The organism is Embleya sp. AB8, from assembly GCF_049739465.1.
Taxonomy (GTDB): Bacteria; Actinomycetota; Actinomycetes; order Streptomycetales; family Streptomycetaceae; genus Embleya.
The window spans coordinates 107848-121242 of sequence record NZ_JBMHHY010000028.1 but is presented as its reverse complement, the minus strand read 5'-3'; the positions used below and the strand labels follow the sequence as shown (position 1 = coordinate 121242).

The following is a 13395-nucleotide window of genomic DNA, read 5'->3' as shown; positions in this document are numbered from 1 at the left end:
CAGGTCGTCTGCGCCGATGGCAAGTGACGCGCTGGCTCAAGCTTTCTCATTGACAAGATTTGGAAAGCTTCGCAAAATGAAATGTATGAAGAAGACGCAGGCCGTGTTGGCCGACGGTCGCGAGATCGTCTACTACGACTCACGGGACGACGCGCTGCGCACCGCCGTCGACACGCGTGATCTCGATCCCGTGGTCAGCGGCTCCGAGATGCGCTACGACCGGCTGCTCGACGAGTGGGTCCTGGTCGCGTCGCACCGGCAGACCCGCACCCACCTGCCCGCCGCCGACGCGTGCCCGCTGTGCCCGTCCACACCGGAGCGGGCGACGGAGGTGCCGGAGGCGTCCTATCAGGTCGCCGTCTTCGAGAATCGCTTCCCGTCGATGTCCGGCCCTTCGATGTCCGGCCCTTCGATGTCCGGCCCGTCGATGGCCGACCCGTCGATGGCCGACCCGTCGATGTCGGGTGCCGGAGCTGCTGCTCCTGCCGACCCCGGGTGGGCGAACGAGCCGTTCCCGCGGCGGCCGTCGGGCGGACGGTGTGAGGTGGTGTGCTTCACGCCCGAGCACGACGCGTCGTTCAAGGACCTCACCCCCGAGCGCGCCCGCCTGGTCCTGGACACCTGGACCGACCGGACCGCCGAGTTGTCCGCGCTGGCCGGCGTCGAGCAGGTGTACTGCTTCGAGAATCGCGGCCGGGAGATCGGCGTCACGCTGCCGCACTCGCACGGCCAGATCTACGCCTATCCGTTCGTCACGCCGCGTACCGCCGCGATGATCGCCAACACCGCCGCACACCGGCACCGCACCGGCCGTAACCTGTTCGACGACGTACTGGCCGCCGAGCGTGCCGACGGGTCGCGGATCGTGGCCGAGGGCGCGCACTGGACGGCCTTCGTCCCGGCCGCCGCGCGCTGGCCGTACGAGGTGCACCTCTACCCGAACCGCCGGGTGCCCGACCTGCTCGCCCTCGACGAGGCCGCGCGGGCCGAGTTCGGCGGGATGTACCTGGATCTGCTGCGCCGCTTCGACCGCCTCTTCGACGGTGAGCCCGCGCCGTACATCTCCGCGTGGCAGCAGGCGCCGGTCCGGTCCGGGCGGGTGGACTTCGCACTGCACCTGGAGCTTTTCTCGATTCGCCGGGCACCGGGCAAGCTGAAGTACCTTGCCGGAAGCGAGTCCGGGATGGGCGTATTCATCAGCGACGTACCGCCGGAGAGCGCGGCGGCGCGACTGCGGGAGGTCGGCGAATGAGGCTCATGGTCACCGGCGGGGCGGGCTACGTGGGCAGCGTCGTGGCCGCCCATCTGGTCGCGGCCGGGCACGACGTGGTGGTGCTCGACGACCTGTCCACCGGGCATCGGGACGCGGTGCCGGACAAGGCGGCGTTCGTCGACGGGCGGGTCCAGGACGCCGCGCGGTATCTGGACGCGTCGTTCGACGCGGTGCTGCACTTCGCGGCGTCCTCCCTGGTCGGCGAGTCGGTCACGCATCCGGGGAAGTACTGGCACAACAATGTCGGCGGCTCGCTGGCTTTGCTCGACGCGCTGCGTACGCACGGCATCGGCCGGTTCGTGTTCTCCTCCACGGCGGCCGTCTACGGCGCGCCCGAGGTGTCGCCGATCACCGAGGACGCGCCGTGTGCGCCGACGAACCCTTACGGTGCCTCGAAGTTGACGGTGGATCAGCTGATCACGTCGTATTGCACCGCCTATGGACTGCGCGCGGTGAGCCTGCGCTACTTCAACGTCGCGGGTGCGTACGGGCGTTACGGCGAGCGGCACGCGACCGAGACGCACCTGATCCCGCTGGCGCTTCAGGTGCCGAACGGCACGCGCGGGTCGGTGGCGCTCTACGGCACGGACTACCCGACGCCGGACGGGACTTGCGTGCGCGACTACATCCACGTCGCGGACCTGGCCGACGCGCATCTGCTCGCGCTCGACGCGACCGGCGAGGGTGGCGCGGCGAGTGGGCATCTGGTGTGCAACCTCGGCAATGGGACCGGGTTCTCGGTACGCGATGTGGTGGATGCGGTGCGTACGGTGACGGGGTGTGCGGTGCCGGCCCACGAGGCGCCGCGCCGGGCGGGCGATCCGCCGGTGCTGGTCGCCTCGGCGGACCGGGCGCGGGAGGTGCTCGGGTGGCGGCCGTCGCGCACCTCGCTGGAGGACATCGTGGCGGACGCGTGGTCGTTCCTGCGGGACGGCGAGGCGGGGTGGTGAGCGGGTTCGTGGACTTCGCGGCGGACGGGGTCTGGGCGGCCCCCGGCCGGGTCAACGTGATCGGCGAACACACCGACTACAACAACGGGTTCGTGCTGCCGATCGCGATTCCGCAGAGTGCGCGGGCGTCGGTGGGACGGCGTACGGACGGCCGACTGCGGCTCGCGTCCAGCCATCCCGGGAGCGAGTCGGTCGACGTCGCGGTAGCCGACTTGGCACCGGGTGCGCTGACCGGCTGGACGGCCTATCCGGCGGGCGTGCTCTGGGCGTTGCGGGCGGCGGGGCATCGGGTCGGCGGCGCCGACATCCGAATCGACAGCGATGTCCCGGTGGGCGCGGGCCTGTCCTCGTCGGCGGCGCTGTCCTGCGCGGTTGCGCTCGCGGTCGACGAGCTGTACGAACTGGGCCTGGATCGGGTTTCCTTGGCCCGGATCGCACAGCGGGTGGAGACCGACTTCGTGGGGGTGCCGGTCGGGCTGCTGGACCAGATGGCCTCGCTCGGCTGCGTCGAGGGGCACGCGTACTTTCTGGATTGCCGAGACTTGACCGGCAGCCAAGTCCCGTTCGACTGCGCGGGCGCCGGGCTGAGCCTGCTGGTGATCGACACGCGGGCGCAGCACGAGTTGGTGGACGGCGGGTACGCGGAACGCCGCGCCTCGTGCGAGGAGGCGGCCCGGCTGCTGGGCGTACCGTCGCTGCGCGAGGTGGCCGACCCGGACGCGGCGTTGGCGGCGCTCCCGGACGGGCCGCTGCGTCGGCGGGCGCGGCACGTATTCACCGAGAATGCCCGGGTGTTGCGGGTGGTCGAGGCGCTGCGGGCGGGCGATGTCCGGGCAATCGGACCGGAGTTGACCGCGTCGCATGCGTCGATGCGGGACGACTACACGATCTCGTGCCCGGAGCTGGACACGGCCGTGGACACGGCGTTGGGCGAGGGGGCGTTGGGGGCGCGGCTGGTCGGCGGGGGCTTCGGCGGGTCGGCGATCGCGTTGGTGGACGCCGGGCGGAGTGGGGCGGTGGCGGCAGCGGTGGAGATGGCCTTCGCGGCACGGGGTTTTGCGGCGCCGCGCTTCTTCGAGGCGGTGCCGGCGGCGGGGGCGCGGCGGGTGGGGTGACGGGTTTGGGTGGGTGGCCGGGTGACTTGTCTGATCTGGTCGCCTGGCCACCTGCGCCTGCTGGGGCAGGAGTCGAGGGCGACCCGGTGGGGTGGCTGCCGGCGGCGCTACTCGGGCGGCGTACTGAGTACTCGTACGGATGTCCGGCGGCCGGCCGTCTTCATAGCGTGCTCGGCATGACGAAGACGGTTTCCGCTCCGCGCGGCGGTGTTCGCGAACTCCTGGCGATGCTGGGCGGTATCGCGATGTTCTGGGTGATGGTGGCGTTGGCGCTGGTGGACCTGCACGCTTTCCTCTGGTTCGGCAGGGGCTCGGAAAGCACCGGCGTCACATGGCTGCTCGGGCTGTGCGGCATCGGCTATCTGGCAACCCTCGTCGGCCTGGCTCTGGCTGCATACCTTCGCCGCCGTCGCTTCGCGATCGGCATCCCGGTGGTGGGCCTGGGCCTGGGCCTTCATGTTCTCGGCCTCGTCGGCCTGTTTCGGGGTCAACCGCTCTTCTTGGTGTGGGCGTTGGTCTCGTAACTCGGCTGGGGGCAGGTGCCGCCTTCGCGTATGGACGCGGACTGCCGGCCGGGGACCGGCATCGCGGCGTGTGGCTGGAAGATCACACCGACGGCCGCGAGACCGAGTGCTGCCGTCAACTGGTCGGGTCGGCGGATCGGGTGTTCCACGCGATCGGGCCGATGTGGGCTGGTGGAACGCTGGGGGCGTGGGCAATCGGGCCGTTGGGGACAGCGATTGCGGCGGCGGCCGGGTGCGTGGGGAGTGGGCGTCCGGTGCGGGCCGGCTGTGCCTGGCGGCGGTTCGGCATGGGGGTGTGTTCGCGCTCCAGGATCATCCGTACGTAGCCGGGCGAGAAGCCGGTGGTGCGGGCGATGGTGTCGACGGGTACGCCGTCGCGGTGGGCGTTGGCGACTGCGCTGCGGAGTGCGGCGCCGGCGGTGCGGCAGTGGTAGCGGTGGGCGTGTTGTTCGCGGTGGGATGTCGTTGCGGGGTTCGGGTGGCGGCCATCGAGCCGGTTGCGTTCGGCGGCGGCTGCGGCGAGGTGTGCGAGGGCGGCGGGTTCGGTCATCGGGCGGTGTCCGGTGCGTGGAGGCGGCGGGCGATGGCGCGGTCGGCGATCGCGGCGCGGATGCCTTCGCTGTCGAGCCATCGGCCCAGGCGGCCGTGGAGTTCGGTGACATGGTCGATGGTGAGCCCGGTGACGGGCATCGGGTCGAGGCACAGGCGGGGTTCGGGTGGGGTGGCGGTCGGGATCAGGTCGGGGCGGTGGCGGGCGAGGTCGTCGAGGAGAACTTCGCGGTGGTGTTCCTGGACATGGACGATCCCGCGTGGTTCGGGCCGTTCGCCGTGGATGGAGTCGACGAACACGCGCAGCCGTAGCCCGAATCCGTCCCTGATCAGCAGGGCTCGACCCGGCGGCCAATCCTGCGGGCGCGGCGGGCGGAGCAGAGTCGCGGCGAACGCGGCCACCTCGGCGTCGGTGAGGTGGAACGCGACCCGCGGCAACGCATCCGGGTCGGAGGACGAAGTAGTGACGGCCAGGCGCCATGGCCGGGGGTGGTCGGTCGGGTTCAGGTGGATGCTCCATGCGGGCATGGTCACGGTCTGGACGAGTGCCTCGGCCTGGGTCATTTGAGCTCCAACGGGCGGGTGGGCATGGGTATTTGGTCGGCGCCGCCGACCGGACGGCTCCCCTGGTCGGGTCCCTGGGCGAGGCGGCCCGCAGTCGCGGTGCACGTCGCCGGACCGAGCGGCGGGTCGGACCTTGCCCGGCCGAGCGTGCGGGGGTCTTCAGGCACCCGGCCGGACAAGGGGTAGAAGGTCCCGGTCCCGCAGCCTCGCCGAAGGCCACGGGACCGGGATGCCGCCCGCCGGAAACGGCCGGGACGGGCAGCGTCGGGCGGGGCTCAGCCGCCCGAGTCGGTGATGCCGCCCCCGATCGGCGGCGTCGGAAACGTACGCATCAGATGCACCCGCGACTCGTGGACCAGCGCGGTCAGTTCGGCACGCGTCACGTCCAACGGGTCACGGCCGGGCGCACTGATCCGGATCGGCCGATCCTCGTCCCCGGACGGGGCCACGGAAATCATGGAAACCTCCGGCGAGGAAGTGTGGGGCCCGGTCCCGCAGCCGCGCCGACAACTACGGAACCGGGTGCCGCCCGCCAAGTGCGGTCGGGAACGGGCGGCGACAGAGACGATTCAGGTGCCGCCGGGCAGCGGGGACCAGGTCGTGATCTCGCACAGCGCGCGGTGCAGCAGCTCGGCGTCGACCAGTTCGGCACCCCGCGTCGGGGTCGAACGCCACCGCAACGGATACGTGTTGCCCCAGAGGGCCGGGACGCGGATGGCCTGTGTCGGGAAGCCGAACACCCGCACTCCCGGCGGCCAGCGGCGGGCGAGTCCCTCGCCCACCGGCACCAGGAAGAGCAATTCCGCCGTCTCGTCCCTACCGTCCGGGTCCTCACGGATGACGGGGCCCGAGCGCCGCACGGTCGCAACGTCGAGCGCACACGCCACTTCCAGACCGAGGAGGCCGGTCACCCGAACCGCGTCGAAGTCGACGCCTGCGGGCCGCCGTTCGATGTGATCGCGAGGAACCCATGACGCCTGGTAGGCGACGTGCGGTACCCCGACCGCGGGGAGTTCTACTGTCATGACCCCGATACTGCCCGTAACAACATACGGTGAGGAGGCAACCGGCGGTTACACCCAGATCCGTACCTTCTACGGCTAAATCCGTAATCACGTGTCCCGTCCGGGCAATCTCCTGTAACCACAACAAACGGGAGGCAGAAACCATGCCACCTAAGCCCAAATCCCCGAGCGCAGCCCAGCGGCTCTTCGGCGGGCAAGTGCGCTTCCATCGCAAGAAGAAAGGACTCACCCAGGAGCGACTGGCCGAGTTGGTGAACCAGTCGCCGTCCCTCATCCACGCCATCGAGTGCGGCAGGCGCCCCGCGCTCTCACCCCTCCTGGAAAACCTCGACCGGGAACTCGACGCAGGCGGTGCCCTTGTCGACGCGGCCGAGTACCTGGTCGGCGAGAAGGTTGCCGAATCCTTCGTCGACACGGCCGACTTGGAGAAGAAGTGTGTCGCCGTGGATTCGCTCGAACTCTCGCTCGTCCCCGGCATGCTCCAGACCGAGGACTACATGCGCGCGCTCCTTCGCGCCGGTCACCCACCGCTCGATGACGATGACGTCGAAGCGCGGGTTCAGGGTCGCGTCGAGCGGCAGAAGTTGCTCACCCGCAAGCCAACTGCGATCTGTAGCTACGTCATAGAAGAGTGGGTTCTGCACAGGCCCATCGGCAGTAGGGCAATCCTGAAGGCCCAGTTGGAACGGCTCCTCGAATGCTCGGCCATGCGCAACGTGTCAATCCAACTCATGCCGACACAGTGCATGGAGCACGTCGGGCTGGATGGTCCGATGTTGTTGCTGGAGATGCCGGACGGTCAGGTCACCGCCCACTTGGAGTTCCAGGCCGGAGGCATGCAGGTGACCGATCCCGAACAGGTCAGGGTCTTCCGTCAGCGATATGGAATCATCCGTGCGCAGGCGCTCACGATCGCGGACTCCACCGCGCTCATCCGGAAAGTGGCAGGAGAACTATGAAGCCAGAGACCAACCCGGTGTGGCGTAAGAGCAGCTACAGCGGGACCCAGGGTGACAACTGTGTCGAGGTCGCCGAGCTGACCGGCGCGGTCGGCGTCCGCGACACCAAGGTGAGTGACTCGCCGGTCGTCACGACCGGGCCCGAGGCATGGTCCGCCTTCCTCGACTCGCACCGCTGAACAACGCGCATCCGCCCTGTCACCAGGTCCACTGGAGACGGGGCGGTCGCATGTCCGGACCCGACCAGGACACACCGACAGGCTGACAGCTACGGCGGAACGGCTCGCACCGGGCGTGTACTTCGTCGAAGTGCGTCGACTGGTGCGTGCCGGACTGCATGCCGCCTACGCTGAGGGCTACGACGGAGGCTCGACCATCGTGCATCCGGAACGAGCCCGGATCCAGGGCGTCCGCTGCGGAGTCGTTTTCGCTCGCAGGGGATACCCGCGACAGAGTCACGCGCCCTCTTCGAGCAGATGGCAGGGAGTCCATGGAATCTGAACTGACCACCGCCTGGCGGAAGTCGAGCTACAGCGGGAGCCAGGGTGGCAACTGTGTCGAGGTCGCGCCACTCACCGGCACGGTAGGGGTCCACGACAGCAAAGTCGGCAATTCGCCGGTCGTCACGACCGGGGCCGAGGCTTGGGCCGCGTTCCTCGACTCGCACCGCTGAACAACGCACATCCGCCCTGTCGCCAAGTCCGCTGGAGCCGGGGCCGTCACATGTCCGGGCCCGGGCAGGAAGCACCGACAGATTGACGGCGGAAGCGGAACGGTGCGCACCGGACGTGTACTTCGTCGAAGTGCGTCGACTGGTGCACACCGGACTGCATGCCGCCTACGCTGTGGGACACGGAGGACGCTCGACGATCGCGGATCCGAAGCGAGCCCGGATCCTGGACATCCGGTGCGGAGTCGTTCGCCCGCACGTGATGTCCGAGACAGAGTCACGCGCCCTCTTCGAGCAGATAGCGGGGAGTCCATGGAATCCGAATTGACCACCGCCTGGCGGAAGTCGAGCTACAGCGGGACCCAGGGTGGCAACTGTGTCGAGGTCGCCGAGCTGACCGGCGCGGTCGGCGTCCGCGACACCAAGGTGGGTGACTCGCCGGTCGTCACGACCCGGACCGAGGCATGGACTGCCTTCCTCGACTCGCACCGCTGAACAACGCGCATCCGCCCTGTCCCCACTGGAGACGGGGCGGTCGCATGTCCGGACCCGACCAGGACGCACCGACGGGCTGACGGCCCGTATGCGACCTCCGCACCGAACGCCGGAAGTTCGGGATCGTCGCGTCCACGCGCCGCGTCCACGCCGCGCTCCTGGACAGCGACCAACGCCGATCGCCGATCGCCGCGCAACTCCGGGGGGAGATCGAGGACTACGCGCTCGCCAGCACGCACCGCTGCGATCCTGTGGTGAGCGGCATAGAGTCGCCAAGCATGGTTGATATCACCGGCGTCCGCCTGGCCCTGCGCGAACTCCACCCCGACGACATCGACGCGGTCCTCGCGATCTACGGCGACGAAGAGGCCACTCGTCACCTCTCGTTCGAGCCGCGCACTCGCGAGCAGGTCGAAGCCATCGTCGAGCGCTCGATCGCATCGGCACGGGTCGACCCGCGCATCGAGTACGCGACCGCCGTCGCGCTGGACGGGGACCTCATCGGGTTCGCCCGGCTCGCCCTGGATCCGCACAGCCCGCGCGGGGCAACCATCGGATTCGCCCTCCGCGCGGACACATGGGGACACGGGTACGGCGTCGAGACCGTGCACCTCCTCGCGGCTCTCGCGTTCCGGCGGCTCGATCTCCACCGGATCTGGGGCGCTCGCGCCCCGCTGAACGAGGTCTCGGGACGAACCATGGAACGCGCCGGATTCACCCGCGAAGGCACCATCCGCGAACACGTCCACGTCCGAGGCGCCTGGCGGGACTCCATCGTGTACGGGCTCCTCGACCACGAATGGAAGCGCCCGACCGGGTTTCCGTCGTAGTCATGCCTACCGACGCCGAAGGCGGCCAAAGGAGCTTCCGGGTCGCGCGGTCCACTCGAGCGGGTCGGCCGTCGAGCTTCGGCGTGGCGGTGTCACGCTGTCGTTATGGACGAACAGATCGCCGACCCCCGCCTGCCCCGGCACTCGATCGGCTTCGGCGGGCCCTGGCACGCGACGCTGGCCGAGTTGCGTGCCGAGTTGCCCGACGACCTGCGGATGGACTTCGAGGAGGAGTACCAGGCCGCGCTCGCCGAGGCGAACGCCGACGGCGACCTGCGACCGCTCGCCGACCTGCTCCCTCCCTGGCAGGGCACGCTCGCCCGGCACCGCTCCCAGGACCATCCCGGGACGTAGGAGACCACCTGCCCTGCCGGATCGACGCGGGCCCGACGGGGAGCAGCATGGCTTCCACTGGTGGAACCGGCCGCGCAGTGGTGGCGAACTCGAACTGACGCGTGGACAGTTCCGGCGGGGCCAGATCCTCACCGCGTCGCGCGTCGTCGAACGCCCGCCGGGCCCCCTGCCCCGCCGCTGGGACGACTACCTGCTTCTGCGTAAGCGGGTCATCGAACGCCTCGGCCGGCTGCCGGAGCCGGCCGTCTGAGCAGCCGGGGTCCCGAGGCCCTCTCGTCGCTTGCCTCGTTCGCCGGCGCCTCGGCGAGATTTGGGCGGATTCGGGTGGTCGGCGGCGATGTGCGGGGCGCTACTCGGGTGCCCGGTTGAGTATGTGTGCGGATGCTCTGGGACGGGCCTGGTTCATAGCGTTCTCGGTATGAGGACTAGGGGTGCTATGCCGCGCGGTGGGATGTACGGGCTTTTGGCTGCGCTGGCCGGGGTTGCGATGCTCGGGGTGTTCGTGGTGATGGCTATGGCGGATCTGTTGGCGCTCTACGGGGTCGCCGATGGGTCGGGGGTCTGTGATGCCGCCGCGTGTAGGGCCCGGTATCAGGGTGAGTTTCAGTGGATGCTCGGGGTCTTTGGGCTCAGCTTTGTGGTGACGCTTGTTGGGTTCGTGTTGGCGGCCTGCCTTCGGCGGCGGCGGTTTGTGGTCGGGCTGCCGGTGATGGCTTTGGGGCTGGCGCTTCAGGTTCCCGGGCTTGGGTTGGTTTAGGGGTGGTGGGTGGTCAGCAAGGGGCGGACTTGCTGGGCGATTTGGCGCAGCGCTGTGTGGGCGCCCGTGTGCATGTTGCCGAGTGCCAGGTAGTCGGTCGGCGTGAAGTCGACCGGGTAGCCGCCGGATGCCTGGGCCAATGCGCCCTGGGCGCCCAGATGGTGTTGGGCGAGCTGGCACGAGTCGTAGCCGAACTCCTCGGCTGCTGTCGCGAGTTCGGTGGCTTCGCGGTATGCCGTGCGGGCGTCGCCGGGGCCGGTGACGTGGGTGAGGTAGTCGAGTCGCACGTGGGTCTTCGTCCTTCCGGGGCGCGGCGGGGGTCGCCGGAGGGACTCGCGGGACGTCCGTTTCGTGTCGAGCCCAGGTGAGGCACGGGCACCGGGCGCGGTCGGTCCGTGAGGGGATGGGGTGGTCCGCGTACCGTTGGGTGCATGAGCAACCTCGATACCCAACCGACCCTGACCACGTGCGGCGGCCGGGCCGATGTACCCGGTGTGCCCGTCCACGAGTTGCTGCAGGCGCGTGACGTGCGATTGGGCGAGAGCACGATGGTTCGGCGGCTGTTGCCGAGCCTGGGGCGGCGGATGATCGGCGCGTGGTGCTTCGTGGACCACTACGGGCCGGACGACATCGCGGACGAGCCGGGCATGCAGGTACCGCCGCATCCGCATCTGGGGCTGCAGACGGTGAGTTGGCTGCGTGAGGGCAGCGTGTTGCATCGGGACAGTCTGGGGAGTTTGGCGACGGTACGGCCCGGCGAGTTGGGGCTGATGACGTCGGGGCGGGCGATCTCGCACTCGGAGGAGTCGCCGCGTGAGCACGCTCGGCTGCTGCACGGTGCGCAGTTGTGGGTCGCGTTGCCGGACGCGCATCGGCGGGTGGAGCCGCACTTCGAGCATCATGCGGAGCTTCCGGTGGTTGCGGGGGGCGGGTTGGCGGCCACGGTGATCATGGGGACGTTGGATGGGTCTACGTCTCCGGGGACTACGTACAGCCCGCTGGTCGGGGCGGATCTGACGTTGGCGGCGGGTACGGATGTCCGGCCGCCGTTGGAGCCGGACTTCGAGTACGCGGTGATGTCGATGTCGGGCGAGGCGACGGTGGACGGGGTGCCGCTCACCCCTGGTGGGTTGCTGTATCTGGGGTGTGGGCGTGCGGAGTTGGCTCTTCGGTCGGTGAACGGGGCGGATCTGCTGTTGCTGGGCGGGGAGCCGTTCGCGGAGGAGATCGTGATGTGGTGGAACTTCGTGGCGCGTACGGGTGAGGAGATCGTGGCGGCGCGGGCGGCGTGGGAGGACGGGTCGGACTTCGGGACGGTGTCGGGCTATGCGGGGGGCCGGATGGGGGCGCCCACGTTGCCTTCGGTGCCGTTGCGTCCTCGCGGGCGCGTTCGCTGATTCGGGCTTGGCCTTGGGGGCGGGGTGGGGCCGGGGTCGGCTCGGCTTTTGCCCTCAAGCGCCGGGCGGGCTGACCGGTGCGGGGGCCCTTGCGGGGTGGCCGGCCTCCGGCCCGGTTGTCCTGAAGCGCCGGACGGGCTGACCGGTGCCGCGCACGCCCATCGCCGACGCGCCCGTCCTGCGAGGCGGCCGGCCTCCGGCCCGGTGTCCTCAAACGCCGGACGGGCTGGAGATGGGGCCGCCTCGGGCCGGACCATCCCCCAAGCACCCACCCCTGAGGCCGACCGGCCTCCGGCCCAGCTGTCCTCAAACGCCGGACGGGCTGACCGTTGCCGTACACGCCCATCGCCGACGCGCCCGTCCTGCGAGGCGGCCGGCCTCCGGCCCGGTGTCCTCAAACGCCGGACGGGCTGGAGATGGACCCACCTCGGGCCGGACCACCCCCCAAGCACCCACCGCCGAGGCCGACCGGCCTCCGGCCCAGCTGCCCTCAAACGCCGGACGGGCTGGGTTTGCCGGACATGCTCATCGCCGACGCGGCAGGCCGCCCCCGCCCCCGGGCCGGCCGGAGTCAGGACTTGCCTTCGCCTCATCGCAGGCTTGCCACCGTGCGCTGTGCGGATTCCACGATTTCGTTCAGGTGGCCGCCGTGGGCGCCGTGCCAGTAGACGCGGTTGCAGGATTCGCAGCGGGCGAAGGTGTCCACGCGGTCCAGGGTGCCGGGCTCCAGGTCGGGCTCGACCTCCTCCCTCGTCGCGGCGCGCAGCACGCCGTTGCAGGCCGTACAGCGGGTCCAAGGGGCCAGCGGCAGCGCGAAGCGGCGGAGCAGGTCGTCGAGTTGGGCGTCGGCGCGGATTCCGTACACGTACGCGCCGAACCACAGGTTCTTGCGGCGGAGCAGGCCCCGGTCCTGGGTGAGCAGCACGCGCTGTTCGGCGTTGGCCTGGATCACCAGCGTCGGGTCGTCGCAGTCGTTGTGATACGCCGTGTCGATCCCGACCAGGCGCATCCGCCGGGCCAGTGCGCCCAGATGTACATCCAGCAGAAAGCGCGGCGCCGCGTCGGCGAATCCCGGCACGGCCTGCGGACGGGCGATCGGCAATACGTCCACCACGTCACCGCCCACCGGTCGATGCCCCGGCCCGACCTCCTGGCCGTTCACGAGCAGTGCGCCGACCTCGGGCAGCGGCGGGCCGGCGGATTCCACCAGGTGTCCGATCGTCGAATCCCCGTCGGCGGGGACCGTCACCGGCAACCCGCGCAACTTCGGCGGGAGGAACTGTTGCAACTCGGCGGGGATCTGAAGCAGCACATCCGATCGATTCACCCGATCAGCATCCCATCGCGAACCCCCGTCGTGCCCGGGGTTTCCGGGCGGACCGACTACCCCGCCCGCGCGGCTCGACCAACTTGCACGCCGCCCGCGCGTCCGCGCGTCCGAGGTGTCCGGGTCGCCCGCGACCGGCAGCGCGTCCACCCCGGACCGGCCGGCAGCGCCGACGGGGACAGCTGTCGGCAGCCGCCAACGACCGAGGGAATATCGAAGTCACCCGAGTTGGGCCGCCCGGGAAAGTGCTACGGAATAACCGAGGGTCCCGGCGCCTTGAAGCAGCCATCGGGACAGACTTCGAAACTCCGGGAGGCATCCATGGCTCGCAGCGAGCTTCGTCCCATCGTGAAGCTTCGGTCCACCGCCGGGACCGGATTCACCTACGTGACCCGAAAGAACCGGCGCAACGACCCGGACCGGATGACCCTGCGGAAGTACGACCCGGCCGCCGGAAAGCACGTGCTGTTCCGCGAGGAGCGATAAGCACGCCGCGCCCCATAAGGAAGCGAGAAGGCCGCGCACCCGGCGGTAAGTGCGGGTGCGCGGCTTCTTTATTCCCTGCTCCACCGACTATTCCCTGCTCCACCGACTATTCCCTGCTCC

Annotated in this window: 20 protein-coding genes; 14 read left to right on the top strand and 6 right to left on the bottom strand. The window is 69.9% G+C overall.

Annotation, left to right across the window (positions count from 1 at the left end):
- Positions 1-85: 85 nt before the first annotated feature.
- The 4 genes from galT to ABIA38_RS34875 all read left to right on the top strand — a co-directional run bounded on the left by galT (position 86) and on the right by ABIA38_RS34875 (position 3862).
- The gene (gene galT / locus ABIA38_RS34890) at positions 86-1252 is read left to right on the top strand and encodes a galactose-1-phosphate uridylyltransferase (RefSeq protein ID WP_424642942.1); all 1167 of its coding nucleotides are present in this window, start codon (positions 86-88) and stop codon (positions 1250-1252) included.
- Positions 1253-1257: 5 nt separating this feature from the next.
- A complete protein-coding gene (gene galE / locus ABIA38_RS34885) occupies positions 1258-2223 on the top strand; it encodes a UDP-glucose 4-epimerase GalE (protein ID WP_424642971.1) in 966 nt (321 codons plus the stop codon).
- A complete protein-coding gene (gene galK / locus ABIA38_RS34880) occupies positions 2220-3338 on the top strand; it encodes a galactokinase (RefSeq protein ID WP_424642941.1) in 1119 nt (372 codons plus the stop codon). Before galE ends, galK begins: the two co-directional genes overlap by 4 nt.
- 176 nt (positions 3339-3514) lie before the next feature.
- Positions 3515-3862, top strand: coding sequence for a hypothetical protein (locus tag ABIA38_RS34875; protein WP_424642940.1), 348 nt, complete (start codon positions 3515-3517; stop codon positions 3860-3862).
- Between the two features lie 115 nt (positions 3863-3977).
- On the opposite strand, the gene ABIA38_RS34870 is transcribed toward ABIA38_RS34875, so the two are convergent.
- The 4 genes from ABIA38_RS34870 to ABIA38_RS34855 form a co-directional block, all read right to left on the bottom strand.
- Positions 3978-4412 carry a hypothetical protein gene (locus tag ABIA38_RS34870; protein ID WP_424642939.1) on the bottom strand — a complete coding sequence of 145 codons (435 nt, stop codon included), beginning with the start codon at positions 4410-4412 and terminating at the stop codon, positions 3978-3980.
- Positions 4409-4975, bottom strand: a complete 567-nt coding sequence (locus ABIA38_RS34865) for a hypothetical protein (RefSeq protein WP_424642938.1) — start codon at positions 4973-4975, stop codon at positions 4409-4411. The genes ABIA38_RS34870 and ABIA38_RS34865 overlap by 4 nt, the downstream gene beginning before the upstream one ends.
- Positions 4976-5250: 275 nt before the next feature.
- Positions 5251-5433: a hypothetical protein gene (locus tag ABIA38_RS34860; protein WP_424642937.1), complete on the bottom strand. Its 183-nt coding sequence runs from the start codon at positions 5431-5433 to the stop codon at positions 5251-5253.
- Positions 5434-5544: 111 nt separating this feature from the next.
- Entirely contained in the window at positions 5545-6000 is a 456-nt protein-coding gene (locus tag ABIA38_RS34855) for a hypothetical protein (RefSeq protein ID WP_424642936.1), read from the bottom strand.
- 143 nt (positions 6001-6143) lie between these two features.
- On the opposite strand from ABIA38_RS34855, the gene ABIA38_RS34850 reads away from it, so the two are divergent.
- The 8 genes from ABIA38_RS34850 (at position 6144) to ABIA38_RS34815 (ending at position 10065) form a co-directional block, all read left to right on the top strand.
- Complete coding sequence (locus tag ABIA38_RS34850) at positions 6144-6959, top strand: helix-turn-helix domain-containing protein (protein ID WP_424642935.1); 816 nt, start codon at positions 6144-6146, stop codon at positions 6957-6959.
- Complete coding sequence (locus ABIA38_RS34845) at positions 6956-7138, top strand: DUF397 domain-containing protein (protein ID WP_424642934.1); 183 nt, start codon at positions 6956-6958, stop codon at positions 7136-7138. The genes ABIA38_RS34850 and ABIA38_RS34845 overlap by 4 nt, the downstream gene beginning before the upstream one ends.
- 311 nt (positions 7139-7449) lie before the next feature.
- Positions 7450-7632, top strand: coding sequence for a DUF397 domain-containing protein (locus ABIA38_RS34840; protein WP_424642933.1), 183 nt, complete (start codon positions 7450-7452; stop codon positions 7630-7632).
- 309 nt (positions 7633-7941) lie between these two features.
- On the top strand, positions 7942-8124 hold the full coding sequence (locus tag ABIA38_RS34835) for a DUF397 domain-containing protein (RefSeq protein ID WP_424642932.1): 183 nt from the start codon (positions 7942-7944) through the stop codon (positions 8122-8124).
- 278 nt (positions 8125-8402) lie between these two features.
- The gene (locus ABIA38_RS34830; RefSeq protein WP_424642931.1) at positions 8403-8954 is read left to right on the top strand and encodes a GNAT family N-acetyltransferase; all 552 of its coding nucleotides are present in this window, start codon (positions 8403-8405) and stop codon (positions 8952-8954) included.
- A gap of 105 nt (positions 8955-9059) precedes the next feature.
- A complete protein-coding gene (locus ABIA38_RS34825) occupies positions 9060-9308 on the top strand; it encodes a DUF6247 family protein (RefSeq protein ID WP_424642930.1) in 249 nt (82 codons plus the stop codon).
- The gene (locus ABIA38_RS34820; RefSeq protein WP_424642970.1) at positions 9295-9558 is read left to right on the top strand and encodes a YunG family protein; all 264 of its coding nucleotides are present in this window, start codon (positions 9295-9297) and stop codon (positions 9556-9558) included. The genes ABIA38_RS34825 and ABIA38_RS34820 overlap by 14 nt, the downstream gene beginning before the upstream one ends.
- A 201-nt stretch (positions 9559-9759) precedes the next feature.
- A complete protein-coding gene (locus ABIA38_RS34815) occupies positions 9760-10065 on the top strand; it encodes a hypothetical protein (RefSeq protein WP_424642929.1) in 306 nt (101 codons plus the stop codon).
- On the opposite strand, the gene ABIA38_RS34810 is transcribed toward ABIA38_RS34815, so the two are convergent.
- The gene (locus ABIA38_RS34810; RefSeq protein ID WP_424642928.1) at positions 10062-10352 is read right to left on the bottom strand and encodes a hypothetical protein; all 291 of its coding nucleotides are present in this window, start codon (positions 10350-10352) and stop codon (positions 10062-10064) included. The genes ABIA38_RS34815 and ABIA38_RS34810 overlap by 4 nt on opposite strands.
- Positions 10353-10496: 144 nt before the next feature.
- Here ABIA38_RS34810 and ABIA38_RS34805 point away from each other — a divergent pair, with 144 nt between their 5' ends.
- The gene (locus ABIA38_RS34805; RefSeq protein WP_424642927.1) at positions 10497-11462 is read left to right on the top strand and encodes a pirin family protein; all 966 of its coding nucleotides are present in this window, start codon (positions 10497-10499) and stop codon (positions 11460-11462) included.
- A 589-nt stretch (positions 11463-12051) separates the two neighbouring features.
- Here the strand turns inward: ABIA38_RS34805 and ABIA38_RS34800 are convergent.
- On the bottom strand, positions 12052-12789 hold the full coding sequence (locus tag ABIA38_RS34800; protein WP_424642926.1) for a Mut7-C RNAse domain-containing protein: 738 nt from the start codon (positions 12787-12789) through the stop codon (positions 12052-12054).
- Positions 12790-13110: 321 nt separating this feature from the next.
- On the opposite strand from ABIA38_RS34800, the gene rpmG reads away from it, so the two are divergent.
- Positions 13111-13275 carry a 50S ribosomal protein L33 gene (rpmG, locus tag ABIA38_RS34795; protein WP_078977190.1) on the top strand — a complete coding sequence of 55 codons (165 nt, stop codon included), beginning with the start codon at positions 13111-13113 and terminating at the stop codon, positions 13273-13275.
- Positions 13276-13395 lie beyond the last annotated feature (120 nt).

Excerpts from the sequence above, each read along its gene's own strand:
- ABIA38_RS34815 (WP_424642929.1), top strand. The coding sequence starts at position 9,760 with ATGTACGGGCTTTTGGCTGCGCTGGCCGGGGTTGCGATGCTCGGGGTG.
- ABIA38_RS34855 (WP_424642936.1), bottom strand. The coding sequence starts at position 6,000 with ATGACAGTAGAACTCCCCGCGGTCGGGGTACCGCACGTCGCCTACCAG.
- galT (WP_424642942.1), top strand. The coding sequence starts at position 86 with ATGAAGAAGACGCAGGCCGTGTTGGCCGACGGTCGCGAGATCGTCTAC.
- ABIA38_RS34825 (WP_424642930.1), top strand. The coding sequence starts at position 9,060 with ATGGACGAACAGATCGCCGACCCCCGCCTGCCCCGGCACTCGATCGGC.
- rpmG (WP_078977190.1), top strand. The coding sequence starts at position 13,111 with ATGGCTCGCAGCGAGCTTCGTCCCATCGTGAAGCTTCGGTCCACCGCC.
- ABIA38_RS34875 (WP_424642940.1), top strand. The coding sequence starts at position 3,515 with ATGACGAAGACGGTTTCCGCTCCGCGCGGCGGTGTTCGCGAACTCCTG.
- ABIA38_RS34865 (WP_424642938.1), bottom strand. The coding sequence starts at position 4,975 with ATGACCCAGGCCGAGGCACTCGTCCAGACCGTGACCATGCCCGCATGG.
- ABIA38_RS34805 (WP_424642927.1), top strand. The coding sequence starts at position 10,497 with ATGAGCAACCTCGATACCCAACCGACCCTGACCACGTGCGGCGGCCGG.
- ABIA38_RS34845 (WP_424642934.1), top strand. The coding sequence starts at position 6,956 with ATGAAGCCAGAGACCAACCCGGTGTGGCGTAAGAGCAGCTACAGCGGG.
- ABIA38_RS34830 (WP_424642931.1), top strand. The coding sequence starts at position 8,403 with ATGGTTGATATCACCGGCGTCCGCCTGGCCCTGCGCGAACTCCACCCC.
- galE (WP_424642971.1), top strand. The coding sequence starts at position 1,258 with ATGGTCACCGGCGGGGCGGGCTACGTGGGCAGCGTCGTGGCCGCCCAT.
- ABIA38_RS34870 (WP_424642939.1), bottom strand. The coding sequence starts at position 4,412 with ATGACCGAACCCGCCGCCCTCGCACACCTCGCCGCAGCCGCCGCCGAA.
- ABIA38_RS34850 (WP_424642935.1), top strand. The coding sequence starts at position 6,144 with ATGCCACCTAAGCCCAAATCCCCGAGCGCAGCCCAGCGGCTCTTCGGC.
- ABIA38_RS34860 (WP_424642937.1), bottom strand. The coding sequence starts at position 5,433 with ATGATTTCCGTGGCCCCGTCCGGGGACGAGGATCGGCCGATCCGGATC.
- ABIA38_RS34840 (WP_424642933.1), top strand. The coding sequence starts at position 7,450 with ATGGAATCTGAACTGACCACCGCCTGGCGGAAGTCGAGCTACAGCGGG.
- ABIA38_RS34835 (WP_424642932.1), top strand. The coding sequence starts at position 7,942 with ATGGAATCCGAATTGACCACCGCCTGGCGGAAGTCGAGCTACAGCGGG.